Consider the following 13,510-nt stretch of genomic DNA (forward strand, 5'->3'; position numbering starts at 1 on the left):
GCGTGCGGTGGTGCCGAGGGTGGTGGGCGCCGAGGCGGTGGTGTCGCTGCTGGTGACCAGGCCGCGCGCGGCCAGCGCCAGGGCGGCCGCGGTCTTGGCATCGATGACGGTGGCCGGGCGATCGCCGCGGGCGCCGCCGGTCTGGATGCCTTGCCGGGGGTCGCGATTGGAGCCGTCGGCCGAGCCGGGCTTGTCCAGGTTGCCTGGCTGGCTGACCGCATCCGGCCGCGCGCCGGACACCTGGTTGGCGCTGGCGGCGGACATCGTCGTGCCAAGCACGGCGTCCAACCGCTGCACTAGGACATTGCCGAGTGCCGCGGGACCTACGCTCATGCTTCAGGCGCCTGGTAGCCGTAGGCCGAGAGCAGGGTCTGCTGGCGCTTCATGCGGCCCAGCAGTTCGCCCAGCCGGGCCAGTTGCGGCAGCGCCAGGTCACGCGTCATGGCGTCGTTTTCCAGGATGCGCACCAGCAGGTCGTATTTCATGGCGCGGCCGGCCTCATCCAGCGGCGCGGTCGGTTCCGCGATGCGCAGGCGTTCGACCAGCTCGCAGTATTGCTGCCCGTGGGCCATCGCCGTATCCCAGTCGCCGGCCTGGGCGGCCGTCAACATCTCGCCCGTGATGAGAGCGATCTCCTGGTAGTGTTCCAGAATGGGGGATGAGTACTGGGTAAGGGACGTCATGGAAATCTCGGGCGTTCGATGGCTGGCTGGATTTGTGTTTCTGGGCCATCAGGGCTGCGCTATGCCAGCCGGTCGGTCGATGGAGGTTTGCCAAGCCTCGGCCAGGTCCGCCAGCAGGCGGTCGGCGATATCGAGTTGCTCGGTATCCGCTTTCAGATTTGCCGTCAGCAAGGTGCGGACGATGTAATCGTAGAGCCGGGCGAGGTTGGCGGCGATGTCGCCGCCGGCCTCCATGTTCAACCCGGTCTTCAAGCCTTCATCGACGATCTTGATCGCTTTCGAGATAGCCGCGCCGCGCTCGGCGACCCGACCTTCCTGCAGGTGGATGCGCGCCTGCCCGATCGCTGCCCGGGCACCCAGGTACAGCAGGGTGATCAGCCGCTCGGGGCTCGCGCCCAGCACCTGGGTTTCCAGGCCGATATCGGCGTAGGAGCGGACGGATTGGGACCCTGTGGGGCGGCGGGCGGCGTAAGTCATTAATGCATCTTCTACAGGTTATTTGCTCGATTTGTTCATCGCCGCAAATTGTTGGGTCAGGTAGTTGGCGGTGGTCTGCATCTGCATGTAGAACTTGTCCAGCGCCACGAAACGCGTGCGCATCTGGTCGATTTCCGCGTCGCTGGCGGCCTTGGCGCGCTTTTGCTGGGCGTCCAGGTCGCTCATCGTCTTGGCCAGGCCGTCGGTGCGTGTCTTCAGCGAACCGGTGCTGCCCAGCACGTCCTTGAAGGCGGCTTCGAAGTTCTTGGCCAGGCCGTGTTCGCCGGTCAGCAGCTTGGTGACGTCGGCGGGGTTGCCGGTCAGCGCCTTGTCCAGCTTGGTCTGGTCAAGCTTGAGCTGGCGCGTCTGCGGGTCGGTGGTGATGCCCAGGTCGGCCAGCGAGCGGACGGTGCCTTCGCCCAGCACGGCCTGCAGCGCGTTGGTCACGGACGACTGGATCGAGCGCGTGGTGCCGTCGCCGGTCAGCGGCTGGTTGGTGGCGGCCTTTGCGTCGAAGGCCGTCAGGTTCTTGATGGTCGTCTGCAGCGCGTTGTAGGTCTTGACGAAGTCCTGGATGGCCTTGTTGGCGACCGACGTGTCGGATTCGAGCTTGAGCGTGATCGGCTTGCCGGCCTCGGTTTTCTCGGTCAGGTTCAGCGTGACGCCGTCGATGGCCTTGGACACGTTGTTCGAACCGCTCTTGACCGTGATGCCGTTGATGACCACTTCGGCGTCTTCGGCCTTGGTGTTGGCCATGCCGGTAGTGGTGCCGTCGGCGGCGGTGCTGAAGGACAGGATGTCCTTGAGCGACTGGTCGCCGGTGACGGTGATGTTCTTGACCGAGGCCTGGACGCCGGTGTCCTTGGCCGTCAGCATCAGGTAGTTGTTGCCGTTGCCGTCGTTGATGACGGTGGCGCGCAGGCCGGACTTGTCGTCGGCGTTGATGGCCTTGACGATGCCGTTGAGCGAGGTGTCGCCCTTCAGGTCGATGGTGCGCTTGGTGCCGTCGGCCAGTTCGATCTCGAACGAGCCGGTGTCGCCGTGCTTGGCGGTGCGGTCGGCCACGGCGCCCGATTGCAGGCTCTGGGCACGGGCCAGGTTGTTCACGGTGATGGTGTACTGGCCCGCGACGGCGCCCTCGGCGGCCACGGTGGCCGTCAAGGCGTTACCGCCGGTCACGCTGCCCTTGATGGCAGCCATCGTCTCGGTCTTGCCCAGCACGCCGGCCGACTTCTGCAGGGCTTCCAGCGCGCTTTGCAACTGCGCGTAGGCGTCGATGCGGGTCTTGTAGCTTTCGGCGCGGGTGGTGTAGATCGAGAGCTTCTTATCCTCGGCGGTCTGCAGGTCGGACAGGATCTTTTCCAGGGGCAGACCGGAAACCGAACCGAGGTTAGTGATAGAGGCCATGTGAAATTCCTTCCTAGCGATGCGATTCTGTCAAAAATAGGGTGCCGGCGATTGGCCGGGTAAGGGCATAAGGCGGGCCTAATTCGATGCTTCCATCATCGATTGGCGCCAAAACGGGCACAGCAGAAAATATCGGGTGCCATATCAAGCCGTGGTTTTGATGCCGTTTCCTTGCATGTTGACGATCATTTTGGCGATCTTCAGTACGGCTTCACTCGGGATGGTGCGTATGACGTCCCCTGATTCGGCGTCAACCACGGACACCACCACCTGGTGCACGTCGGGGTCGACCTCGAACTGCAGCTGGGTGGACCAGGCCTTCATTTGCTCGTTGATTTCATCGAGCGCCTTTTCCAGGGGCAGCTTCTGGGAAGTCGACTGCTCCGACGTGGCGGTGTCGGCGCCGCCGCTCTGGCTGCTGGCGACCGGCGGCGCGACGGTGACCGACGGATCGACGGCGACCGGCACGGGCGCGACCGGCGTCGGCGCGAACGTAGCGGGGGCTAAGGGGGTTACGGCCATGATCACTCCAACGGCGATGTGGGCGTCTCGGAGGAACGCGCTGTTTTCAGGGAATTCTCAGCTACGATTACGGCAGTCCCGCAGGGAACTTTAGGCCCGGGCGCGGACGGATGTTTCATGTGCTAACAAGTTGGGATCGGGCAATGAGTGTCAAGACGGCGTTGCGAGTCATAGAAATCATCGAAACCTACGCCCGGGAGAAGCGCGCATTGCCCCTGTCGGAACTGGCCCGGCTGCTGGACGTGCCGGTATCCAGCTGCCTGGCGCTGATCCGCACCCTGACCGGGCTGGGCTATCTCTATGAAACCGGCCGCCGCCAGGGGTACTACCCGACCGGCCGCCTGCTGGCGATGGCGCAGCGCATCGCCCGCGCCGATCCGGTGCTGGACCGGGTCTACCCCAGCCTGGTCGAGCTGCGCGACGCGACCCGCGAAACCGTCGTGTTCGCCAAGCTGGCGCAGGACGGCCGGGTGGTCTACCTGGATGTGCTGGACTCGCCCCATACGATCCGATACGCGCCGGTTGCCGGCGAGTTCAAGGACGTACACGCCAATTCGCTGGGGAAAGCGCTCATGTCGCTGATGGACGGGCCGGCCCGCGATGCGCTCCTGGCGGCCACGCCGCTGACACGCTACAACGAGCGCACGCTGGTCACCCGCGACGCGGTATTGCAGGACATCGACCGGTCGCGCCAGCGCGGCTGGTTCATGAACAGCGGCGAGTCGATTCCCGATGTCGGCGCCATCGCCTGGCCGGTGACGCTGTCGGGCGAGCACTACGCCATCTCGGTGGGCGGCCCGATCTACCGCATCGAGCCGTGCCAGGAGGAATACGCCCGCATTTTGCGTTCGGCCTGCACCGGGCTGGAACAGCAATCCTGAGCCCGGCCGTGGCCGGCCGGCGCGGACGGGCGCGGGTTCAATAGGACTTCGGCAGCCCCAGCACTTTTTCCGCGATGAAGCACATGATCAGCTGCGGGCTGACCGGCGCGATGCGCGGAATGAAGCTTTCGCGCAGCAGCCGTTCCACGTGGTATTCCTTGGCGTAGCCCATGCCGCCCAGTGTCATCACCGCCGTCTGGCAGGCGTTGTAGCCGGCTTCGGCCGCCAGGTACTTGGCGGCGTTGGCGGCCGGGCCGCAGGGCTGGCCGGCGTCGTACAGGCTGGCGGCCTTGAATACCATCAGGTCGGCGGCCTCCAACTGCATCCAGGCCTGCGCCAGGGGATGTTGGATGCCCTGGTTCTGGCCGATCGGCCGGCCGAACACCTTGCGCTCGCCTGCATAGCGCACCGCCCGCTCCAGGGCGGCGCGGCCGATGCCGACCGCCTCGGCGGCGATCAGGATGCGTTCCGGATTCAGGCCGTGCAGGATGTATTCGAAGCCGCGGCCTTCCTCGCCGATGCGGTCGGCGACCGGAATCCGCAGGCCGTCGATGAACAGCATGTTCGAGTCCACCGCCTTGCGGCCCATCTTCTCGATCTCGCGCACCTCGACCTTGGCCCGGTCCAGGTCCGTATAGAACAGCGACAGCCCCTGGGTGGGCTTGGCCACGTCCGCCAGCGGCGTGGTGCGCGCCAGCAGCAGCATCTTGTCGGCCACCTGGGCGGTCGAGATCCAGATCTTGCGGCCATGCACCACGTATTCGTTGCCCTGGCGCACGGCGCGGGTGCCGAGTTTGGTGGTGTCCAGGCCGGCATCGGGCTCGGTCACGGCGAAGCAGGCCTTCTCGCGGCCCGAGATCAGCGGCGGCAACCAGCGGGCGCGCTGCTCGTCGTTGCCGAACACCACCACCGGGTTCAGGCCGAAGATGTTCATGTGCACGGCCGAGGCGCCGGTGAAGCCGGCGCCCGAGGCGGCAATGGTCTGCATCATCAGCGCGGCCTCGGTCATGCCCAGGCCGGCGCCGCCGTGCTCCTGCGGCATGGCGATGCCGAGCCAGCCGTCGCGCGCCAGGTCGGCGTGCAGCGGCTCGGGGAAACCGCCCTCGCGGTCGCGTTCCAGCCAGTAGTCGTCGGGATAGCGTTCGCAGATGCGCGACACGGCGTCGCGCAGGGCCAGTTGGTCGGGGGTGAATTCGAAGTCCATCAGTGGGTTCCGTCCTGGGTGATGCGATGGGAGAAGAGGGCGTCGATGGCCGCGTCGTCGTAGCCGGCCTCGGCCAGCACTTCGCGGCTGTGCTGGCCCAGCGTGGGCGCCGGGCGGCGGATGGCGGTCGGCGTGCCCTGGTAGCGGCCAAGGGGGGCGGGGGTGCGCAGGCGGCCTTCGGTGGGGTGGTCCTGCTGCTGCACGAAGCCGGTGGCCGCCAGGTGTTCGTCCCCCAGCAGGTCGTCGACCGTGTAGAGCTGCGAGGCGGGGATGTCGGCTTGCGCCAGGTCCCGCAGCCAGTCCTGGCTGGGACGGGCGCGGATCACGTCGGCGACGAAGGCGTAGACCTCGTCGATGTGCGCCGCGCGCGCGCCGTGGGTGTGGAAGCGCGGGTCCTGGCCGAGTTCGGGCTGGCCGATCAAGGCAAAGAAGTTGCGCCAGTGCTTGTCGTTGTAGATCAGCAGGCAGATGTAGCCGTCGGCCGTGGCGTACGGGCGGCGGTGTGGCGCCAGCAGCCGCGCATAGCCGGTGGGCCCCAGCGGCGGCTCGAAGGTCGCGCCGCCCAGATGGTCGCCCAGCACCAGGTGGGCCATGCCTTCGAACATGGGGATTTCAACCTGTTGGCCCTGGCCGCTGGCGCGGGCGTGAAGGACCGCCGAGACCAGGGCGATGCCCACGTGCAGGCCCACCGCGCGGTCCGCCAGCGTCAGCGGCGCATAGCGCGGCACGTCGCCGCTTTGCTGCGCGGACAGCGCGGCGATGCCGGTCTGGCCCTGGATCAGGTCGTCGTAGGCCGGGCGGCCGGCATAGGGGCCGGTCTCGCCGAAGCCGTAGGCGCCCAGGTAGACGATGCGCGGGTTGCGCGCGGCCACCGCCTCGTACGACAGGCCCAGGCGCGCCATGGCCTGGGGGCGGATGTTGTAGAGCAGGGCGTCGCAGCTCTCGGCCAGCCGCAGGCAGGCCTCGCGGCCCTCGGGCGTCTTCAGGTCCAGTACCACCGACCGCTTGTTGCGGTTCAGGTGTAGGTACAGGTGCCCCATGCCCGGGTTGCGCATGGGGCCGACGGCGCGCATGTTGTCACCCGCCGGCGACTCCACCTTGATGACGTCCGCGCCCAGGTCGGCCAGCACCTGGGTGGCGTAGGGACCCATCACGACCGAGCTCAGGTCCAGGATGCGCACGCCGGCGAGGGGGCCGGCGGCCTGCGGGGGGGCTGCGTGGGGCATCGTCATTGCTGCTCGATCCCCGCGTCGCGGATCAGCTTGCCCCACAGGTCGCGCTGTTCGCTGACGAACTGCGCGAAGGCCTCGGGCGAACTGGAGAAGGCGTCAAAGCCCAGGCCGGCCAGGCGCTTGCGCACGTCGGGCTTGGCCACCACCTGCTTGATGGCGTCGTTGAGCCTGGCCACCACTTCGGGCGGCATGCCGGCCGGACCGAAGTAGCCGTTCCAGGAATTCAGGTCGAAATCCTGCACGCCCGACTCCGCCATGGACGGCAGGTCCGGCACGATGGCGCTGCGCTCGGCGGTGGACACCGCCAGCGCCCGCAACTGGCCCGACTGCACGAACGGCAGGCCGGATGCCAGGTCGGTGAACATGAAGTCGACCTGGCCCCCGACCACGTCGGTCAGGCCTTGCGGCGTGCCCTTGTAAGGCACGTGCAGGATGTCGATCCTGGCGCGGTTGGCCAGCGTGGCGCCGGCCACGATGCCGGTGCTGTTGCCGCTGGCGTAGGTGATGCGGCCCGGGTGCTGGCGCGCATCGGCCACCAGGTCGGCCACGGTCTTCCAGGGCCGCTTGGGGTTGACCACCAGGATGAAGGGCAGGTTGCCGCCGCGCGCGATGGGCGTGAAGTCCTTGACCGGGTCGTAGGGAATGTTCTTCATCAGCCAGGGCGCGGCCGAGTGCGAGGTGTTGGTGGTGACGAACAGCGTGTAGCCGTCCGGCTTGGCGCGCGCGACGTAGTTGGCGGCGATGGTGGCGTTGGCGCCGGGCTTGTTCTCGACCACGATCTGCTGTCCCAGGATGGTCGACAGCTCGGCGCCAAAGATGCGCCCGACGGCGTCGGTGCCCGAGCCGGCCGGGAACGGCACGATCAGCGTGATGGGTTTGTTCGGATAGTCCGCGGCATGGGCAGCGGGCAAGGCCAGCAGGCTGGCGCCGCCGAGCAGGGCGGCGCGCAACAGGCGGTGAAGTTGCATGGTTTGTCTCTCCAGATGGTGGGAAACCGGGCGCGGCTTCTGCGGCCGCTGCCCGGGGATGCCGGTGGCCCCGGCGCCTCAGGCGCCGGTTGCGGGCGCGGGAAAACCGCGGATGACGCGGTCGGGCGATTCTTCGTAGGGCGGCGTGTAGATCACCAGCAGCCGCGCCGGCTCGTCGCTGGTGACGGTGAAGACGTGCGGGATGTCCGGCGGGAAGTAGCAGCAATCGCCAGGCCCCATGTCGGCCCATTCGTCCTGGACCTGGGCGCGGGCCGTGCCGGAAAGCAGGTAACAGACCTGCTCGATGCCGGGGTGGGCGTGCGGCAGCGCCCCCTTGCCCTTGTCGATCACCCCCAGCAGCACCTCCACGCCGCGCGCGCCCACGGTGTCGGGACCGATCAGGCGGCGGTTCAGGGTGCCGGTGTGGTTGGCCGGGTGGTAGCCGGGCACGTCGGCTTCGCGGACCAGCCAGGCCGGGGTCTTCTGCTGCATCATGTTCCTTCCTTTTGAATTCTCATATGTGAATTTATTTTTACGTATGAGAAAAACATCGGCAAGCGGTTTTTCCCGGAGAACCCGTGCCGCGCCCTGGGGGATTAGGGAAAACACCGGTCACGCGCTGCTAAAATCACGGGCTGTCCACCTTTGCGATCCCGTCATGCCTTCTGCCCTCAAGCCTGCCGCCGGCGCCTCCCTGTCCGATTGGCTCCAGTACCTGGAATCCATCCACGCCGTCGCGATCGACATGGGCCTGGAGCGCGTGCGGGAAGTGGCGGCGCGCATGAACCTGGAACTGCCCGGCGTGAAGTTCGTGGTCGGCGGCACCAACGGCAAGGGCTCGACCTGCGCCATGCTCGAGGCCATCCTGCTGGCCGCGGGCTACAAGGTCGGCCTGTACACCTCGCCGCACCTCATCGATTTCAACGAACGCGCCCGCGTCAACGGCCAGATCGCCTCGGACGAGGCCCTGATCGAACAGTTCACCGCGGTCGAGGCCGCCCGCGGCGACACTTCGCTGACGTACTTCGAATTCACCACGCTGGCGATCCTGCGCCTGTTCTCGCAATCGCGGCTGGACGCCGTGGTGCTGGAAGTCGGCCTGGGCGGCCGCCTGGACGCGGTCAATATCGTCGACGCCGACTGTGCCGTCGTCACCAGCGTCGACCTGGACCACATCGACTATCTCGGCGACACGCGCGAGAAGATCGGCTTCGAGAAGGCCCATATCTACCGTCCCGGCCGGCCCGCCGTGTGCGCCGACCCGGTGCCGCCGCAATCGCTGCTGGACCATGTCGAGCAGATCGGCGCCGACCTGTGGCTGTTTGGCCGCGACTACAACTATTCGGGCGATCGCCAGCAATGGGCCTATGGCGGGCGCGAACAGCGCCGCAGCGCGCTGGCCTATCCGGCGCTGCGTGGCGCCAACCAGCTGCTGAACGCGTCGGCCGCGCTGGCCGCGCTGGAATCGGTGCGCGATCGCCTGCCGGTGCCGCAGCAGGCGGTGCGCCAGGGGCTGCTGCAGGCCTCGTTGCCGGGCCGGTTCCAGATCCTGCCGGGCCAGCCCACCGTGATCCTGGACGTCGCCCACAACCCCCACGCCGCCGCCGTGCTGGCCCAGAACCTGGACAACATGGGTTTCCATCCCTACACCTATGCGGTGTTCGGCATGCTCAACGACAAGGACCTTGCCGGTGTGCTGGCCAAGCTCGGCACCCGGGTCGACCACTGGTTCTGCGCCGGCTTGCCGGGGCCGCGCGGCGGCACGGGCGAACGCCTGGCCGAACAGGTGGCTGCCGCGCTGCCGGCGGCGCCCGCCGGGGCCGAGGCGCCGGGTGTCTCGGCCTACGCGGATCCGGCCCAGGCCTTCGCCGCGGCGCGCGAACGGGCGGGCGAGAATGATAGAATCGTGGTGTTCGGATCATTTCTCACCGTGGCCTCGGTTTTGCAGTCTCTGGGTCGCAAGGCGTAGGTAGAAGCGGCATAGCAAAACCGGGTGCAGCGTCGTGGCGGTCCGCCGCCATACCCGCCCCGCCGCAAGGCGCCGCAAGGAATTCTCTCCCATGGGTTTTTTCAAACGCAAAGATCCTGCCGACCAGGCGCAGCCCTCCAAGCGAGCGGCGGTGCCCAGCGAGGTCCAGGCGGCGGAGTTGCGCGGGCGCGCCCGGCGCCGGCTGGCCGGCGCCATCGCGCTGGTGCTGGCCGCCGTCATCATCCTGCCCATGGTGCTGGACTCGCAGCCGGTGCCCGTTGCCGACAACATTCCCATCAAGGTGCCTGAGCGCAACACGGCGTTCCAGCCGCAAGTGAGCGAACCGCAGGCCACCGCGCCCGCCGCCACGCCGGCCCCGGGCGCCGCGCCCACCGATCCGGCCGCCGTCCAGACGCCGCCGCCGGTCACCTCGGCGCAGCCGCAGGCCACCACGCCGCCCGCCACTGCCACCCCGCCGGCCGCGACGCCGCCCGCGGCCACGCCGCCGCAGGTCGCCGCCACCACGCCGCCGCGCACGCAGCCGGCCACGCCGCCCAAGCCGGAACCCAAGCCCGAGCCCAAGCCGGCCACGCCCAAGCCCGAGACCCGTTCGGATGACGGCGCCCGCGCCCTGGCGTTGCTGGAAGGCCGCTCGGCGCCCGCCGCCACGCCGGCCCCCAAGCCGCAGGCCGCCAAGGGCAATTTCGTGCTGCAGATCGCGGCCTACACCACGTCCGAGGACGCCCAGTCGCGGCGCAGCAAGCTGCACCAGGCCGGGGTGACCAACGCATTCGTCGAGCAGGCTTCCATCGGAGGCAAGCAGCAGTACCGTCTGCGGGTGGGGCCGTTCCCCTCGCGCGAGGCGGCGCAGGCGGCCCAGGCGCGGTTGCGCACCCTGGGCTATGACAACGGTTTCATTGCCGCCCAGTAGTGACCGGCTTCGACTTCGTCGTGCTGGCCATCCTGGTGGTATCGGGTGTGCTGGGCCTGGTGCGCGGCCTGCTCAAGGAAGTGCTGTCGCTGGTCGCGTATCTGCTGGCCTTCGTGGCCGCGATCTGGTGGGGGCCCACGGTCTATACCTGGCTGGAGCCCTATATCGAAACAACGCTGCTGCGCATGGGTGTCTCGTACGCGGTGGTCTTCATTATCGTGCTGCTCGGCGTGGGGTTGGTCAACATGACGCTTGCCGCCTTGATCCGCAGCACCGGACTGAGCCCGGCCGATCACGGCCTGGGCGGCATGTTCGGGCTGGCCCGGGGTCTGCTGATCGTGCTGGCGCTGGTCGCCGCCGCCGGCTACACGCCGCTGCCGCAGGAGCCGTGGTGGCAGGACGCCATGTTTTCGCATTCGGCCATCGAGGCCATCAAACATATCAAGACGTGGCTGCCGCCATCCCTGGCGACGTGGCTGCCGTATTGATTGGCTTTACATCAACCAGGAAATCTCACCATGTGTGGAATCGTAGGGGTCATCGGGCGCGGGCCGGTCAACCAGCTGCTCTATGACAGCTTGCTGCTGTTGCAGCATCGCGGGCAGGACGCCGCGGGCATCGCGACGTCGCAAGGCAACCAGTTCAATATGTACAAGGCGCATGGCCTGGTGCGCGACGTATTCCGCACGCGCAACATGCGCGCCTTGCCGGGTACCTCGGGCGTGGGCCAGGTGCGCTATCCCACCGCCGGCTCCAGCGCCAGCGAGGAAGAGGCCCAGCCGTTCTACGTCAACGCGCCGTTCGGCATCATGTTCGCCCACAACGGCAACCTGACCAACTGGCGCGAGCTGCGTGAGTCGCTCTACCGCGTCGACCGCCGCCACATCAACACCAATTCCGACTCGGAAGTGCTGCTGAACGTGCTGGCCCACGAGCTGCAGTCGGCCGCCAGCGGCGTCTCGCTCGACGACGACGCGATGTTCCGCGCCGTCGCCGCCGTGCACAAGCGCGTGCGCGGCGCCTACGCGGTGGTGGCGCAGATTTCGGGCTACGGCCTGCTGGCGTTCCGCGATCCCAACGGCATCCGGCCGCTGTGCATCGGCCGCCAGGAAACCGACGAAGGCGTCGAGTGGATGGTGGCGTCGGAATCGGTGGCGCTGGAAGGCAGCGGCTTCGCCTTCGTGCGCGACGTCGAGCCGGGCGAAGCGGTTTTCGTCGACCTGGACGGCCGCTTCGTCAGCCGCCAGTGCGCCGACAATCCGCAGCTGGTGCCCTGCATTTTCGAATACGTCTACTTCGCCCGCCCCGATTCGCTGATCGACGGCGTGTCGGTGTACGACGCGCGCCTGCGCATGGGTGAATACCTGGCCGACAAGGTCGCGCGCAACATGCGCCTGGGCGACATCGACGTGGTCATGCCGATTCCCGATTCCTCGCGCCCGGCCGCCATGCAGCTGGCCGCCCGCCTGAACCTGGACTACCGCGAAGGCCTGATCAAGAACCGCTACGTCGGCCGCACCTTCATCATGCCCGGCCAGGCCGTGCGCCGTAAATCGGTGCGCCAGAAGCTCAATGCCATCGGCATGGAGTTCAAGGGCAAGAACGTGCTGCTGGTGGACGACTCCATCGTGCGCGGCACCACCAGCCGCGAGATCGTCGACATGGCGCGCGCCGCCGGCGCCAACAAGGTGTACTTCGCCTCGGCCGCGCCTCCGGTGCGCTTCCCCAACGTGTACGGCATCGACATGCCGACGCAGAGCGAACTGATCGCCACCGGCCGCAGCGACGAGGAGATCGCCCGCGCGATCGGCGCCGACAGCCTGGTCTACCAGGACCTGCACGACATGCAGCAGGCGGTGCGCGACCTCAATCCGAAGCTGTCGCGCTTCGAGGCGTCGTGCTTCGATGGCGAGTACATCACCGGCGACATCACCGCGGAATACCTGGCTCGCCTGGGCCAGTCGCGCGCGGAGTCGGGCGACGGCGAAGGCGCCAGCGGCCTGCAATTCAACATGGGCTACGCCGCCAACGACGCCTGAAGTCGACGCGCCCCATGCAAAAGCCGCTCCCTGGGGAGCGGCTTTTTTTTGTCCGTCGGCTCGCGCGGATGGGAGTTTCACCACAGGCTCTCGCCGGTGGCCTCCAGGTGGGTCAGGTAGAGCCGCAGGTCGAATTCATACTGGTGGTATTGCGGCTCCATCAACCGGCACAGGTTGTAGAAGGCCTTGTTGTGGTCCTTTTCCTTCAGGTGCGCCAGTTCGTGGACCGTGATCATCTTCAGGAATTCCCGCGGCACCGTCTTGAACAGCGTGGCGACGCGGATCTCGTGCTTGGCCTTGAGCTTGCCGCCCTGGACCCGCGAGATGAAGGTGTGCTGGCCCAGCGCGTGCTGGATCACGTGGATCTTGCTGTCGAAGGCAATCTTGCTGAGCGGCGCGCCGTTGCGGATATAGGTGTTCTTCAGGTCCACCACGTAGTCGTACAGCGCCTTGTCGGTGCGCACGTCGTGCGCGCCGGCGGGATAGCGGGCGCGCAGCGCCGGCCCGAGCTTGCCCTGGTCGAGCAGCGCGCGGGCCTGCGCCAGCAGCGATTCCGGATAACCGGTCAGGTATTTCATGATGTCAGGCATGGATCGAGGCCCGCCCGCGCGGGCCTGGCCATTTTCCGTTGCCGTCCGTGGCGCGCAGGCGTCTGGAGTGGGGGCCGTCCAACGGCGGGGGCGCGGCTCAGGCGGCGCGGCCGCGGCCAAAGGCGGCGGGCAGGGCCATGAACAGCAGGATCACGAACAGCGCCAGGCTCCACAGGGCGTACTCGATGCCCAGCACCGGCACCACCGCGTCCATGCAGGTGGCGTAGATGCCGAACAGCCACGGCACGCCGCCGTCCAGGCCGATGCCGGTCATGAAGCGGTCGGCGAAAGTCTGGTCGCACGACAGCATCTTGGCGGCCACGGTGTATTGGTACCAGGCCGCGGCGATGCCGCTGATCGACAGCAGTGCGGCCAGGGACGCGCAAACGCGCGTCAGCGCGCGGCCGCCGCCGAAACCACCGACCAGGGCGATGACGCCGATCACCAGGTAGATCAGGCGCTGCAGCACGCACCAGGCGCAAGGCGGCATGTCAAAGGCATACTGGGAAACCAGGGCGATGCCGACGGCGCCGAAGCAGAAGAGGGCGATCAGGCGGAGCAGGCGTTCTGAGCGAGAAGTCATGGTTGTTGCAAGATAAGGGTTCGC

15 protein-coding genes and 1 pseudogene are annotated in these 13,510 nt (G+C 67.6%); 5 read left to right on the forward strand and 11 right to left on the reverse strand.

Features of this window, described 5'->3' with window-relative positions; all coding sequences use genetic code 11:
* From DK459_RS14520 to DK459_RS14540, 5 genes and pseudogenes are all read right to left on the reverse strand, one after another.
* Nucleotides 1-333, reverse strand: a pseudogene (locus DK459_RS14520) (flagellar hook-length control protein FliK); the annotation flags it as partial.
* Complete coding sequence (locus DK459_RS14525; RefSeq protein ID WP_006385218.1) at nt 330-683, reverse strand: flagellar protein FliT; 354 nt, start codon at nt 681-683, stop codon at nt 330-332. The gene DK459_RS14525 and the pseudogene DK459_RS14520, both read right to left, overlap by 4 nt.
* Before the next feature lie 48 nt (nt 684-731).
* Nucleotides 732-1,160 (reverse strand): flagellar export chaperone FliS, encoded by a 429-nt coding sequence (fliS, locus tag DK459_RS14530; RefSeq protein WP_006385217.1) that lies wholly within the window; start codon nt 1,158-1,160, stop codon nt 732-734.
* 18 nt (nt 1,161-1,178) lie between these two features.
* A complete protein-coding gene (gene fliD, locus DK459_RS14535) occupies nt 1,179-2,567 on the reverse strand; it encodes a flagellar filament capping protein FliD (RefSeq protein ID WP_006385216.1) in 1,389 nt (462 codons plus the stop codon).
* A gap of 144 nt (nt 2,568-2,711) precedes the next feature.
* Nucleotides 2,712-3,089: a flagellar protein FlaG gene (locus DK459_RS14540; protein ID WP_006385215.1), complete on the reverse strand. Its 378-nt coding sequence runs from the start codon at nt 3,087-3,089 to the stop codon at nt 2,712-2,714.
* 143 nt (nt 3,090-3,232) lie between these two features.
* On the opposite strand from DK459_RS14540, the gene DK459_RS14545 reads away from it, so the two are divergent.
* Nucleotides 3,233-3,970 carry an IclR family transcriptional regulator gene (locus tag DK459_RS14545; RefSeq protein ID WP_020927364.1) on the forward strand — a complete coding sequence of 246 codons (738 nt, stop codon included), beginning with the start codon at nt 3,233-3,235 and terminating at the stop codon, nt 3,968-3,970.
* A gap of 37 nt (nt 3,971-4,007) precedes the next feature.
* Here the strand turns inward: DK459_RS14545 and DK459_RS14550 are convergent, their stop codons facing one another.
* The 4 genes from DK459_RS14550 to DK459_RS14565 all read right to left on the reverse strand — a co-directional run bounded on the left by DK459_RS14550 (nt 4,008) and on the right by DK459_RS14565 (nt 7,869).
* Entirely contained in the window at nt 4,008-5,174 is a 1,167-nt protein-coding gene (locus DK459_RS14550; RefSeq protein ID WP_020927365.1) for an acyl-CoA dehydrogenase family protein, read from the reverse strand.
* Nucleotides 5,174-6,400: a CaiB/BaiF CoA-transferase family protein gene (locus tag DK459_RS14555; protein WP_241064305.1), complete on the reverse strand. Its 1,227-nt coding sequence runs from the start codon at nt 6,398-6,400 to the stop codon at nt 5,174-5,176. Before DK459_RS14555 ends, DK459_RS14550 begins: the two co-directional genes overlap by 1 nt.
* 2 nt (nt 6,401-6,402) lie before the next feature.
* Entirely contained in the window at nt 6,403-7,374 is a 972-nt protein-coding gene (locus DK459_RS14560) for a tripartite tricarboxylate transporter substrate binding protein (protein WP_110134831.1), read from the reverse strand.
* A 78-nt stretch (nt 7,375-7,452) separates the two neighbouring features.
* Complete coding sequence (locus tag DK459_RS14565) at nt 7,453-7,869, reverse strand: cupin domain-containing protein (protein ID WP_035181776.1); 417 nt, start codon at nt 7,867-7,869, stop codon at nt 7,453-7,455.
* Nucleotides 7,870-8,032: 163 nt separating this feature from the next.
* Here DK459_RS14565 and folC point away from each other — a divergent pair, with 163 nt between their 5' ends.
* The 4 genes from folC (at nt 8,033) to purF (ending at nt 12,313) form a co-directional block, all read left to right on the forward strand.
* A complete protein-coding gene (gene folC / locus DK459_RS14570; RefSeq protein WP_024068643.1) occupies nt 8,033-9,343 on the forward strand; it encodes a bifunctional tetrahydrofolate synthase/dihydrofolate synthase in 1,311 nt (436 codons plus the stop codon).
* A 91-nt stretch (nt 9,344-9,434) separates the two neighbouring features.
* Nucleotides 9,435-10,274, forward strand: coding sequence for an SPOR domain-containing protein (locus DK459_RS14575; RefSeq protein WP_110134832.1), 840 nt, complete (start codon nt 9,435-9,437; stop codon nt 10,272-10,274).
* A complete protein-coding gene (locus DK459_RS14580) occupies nt 10,274-10,762 on the forward strand; it encodes a CvpA family protein (RefSeq protein WP_006385208.1) in 489 nt (162 codons plus the stop codon). The genes DK459_RS14575 and DK459_RS14580 overlap by 1 nt, the downstream gene beginning before the upstream one ends.
* Before the next feature lie 30 nt (nt 10,763-10,792).
* Nucleotides 10,793-12,313, forward strand: a complete 1,521-nt coding sequence (gene purF, locus DK459_RS14585; protein ID WP_006385207.1) for an amidophosphoribosyltransferase — start codon at nt 10,793-10,795, stop codon at nt 12,311-12,313.
* A gap of 77 nt (nt 12,314-12,390) precedes the next feature.
* Here the strand turns inward: purF and DK459_RS14590 are convergent, their stop codons facing one another.
* On the reverse strand, nt 12,391-12,903 hold the full coding sequence (locus DK459_RS14590) for a M48 family metallopeptidase (RefSeq protein ID WP_054447661.1): 513 nt from the start codon (nt 12,901-12,903) through the stop codon (nt 12,391-12,393).
* 97 nt (nt 12,904-13,000) lie between these two features.
* Nucleotides 13,001-13,486 carry a disulfide bond formation protein B gene (locus tag DK459_RS14595; protein WP_006385205.1) on the reverse strand — a complete coding sequence of 162 codons (486 nt, stop codon included), beginning with the start codon at nt 13,484-13,486 and terminating at the stop codon, nt 13,001-13,003.
* Nucleotides 13,487-13,510: the final 24 nt, after the last annotated feature.

It is taken from the genome of Achromobacter sp. RW408, from assembly GCF_003184165.1.
Classification (GTDB): Bacteria; Pseudomonadota; Gammaproteobacteria; order Burkholderiales; family Burkholderiaceae_B; genus Achromobacter; species Achromobacter xylosoxidans.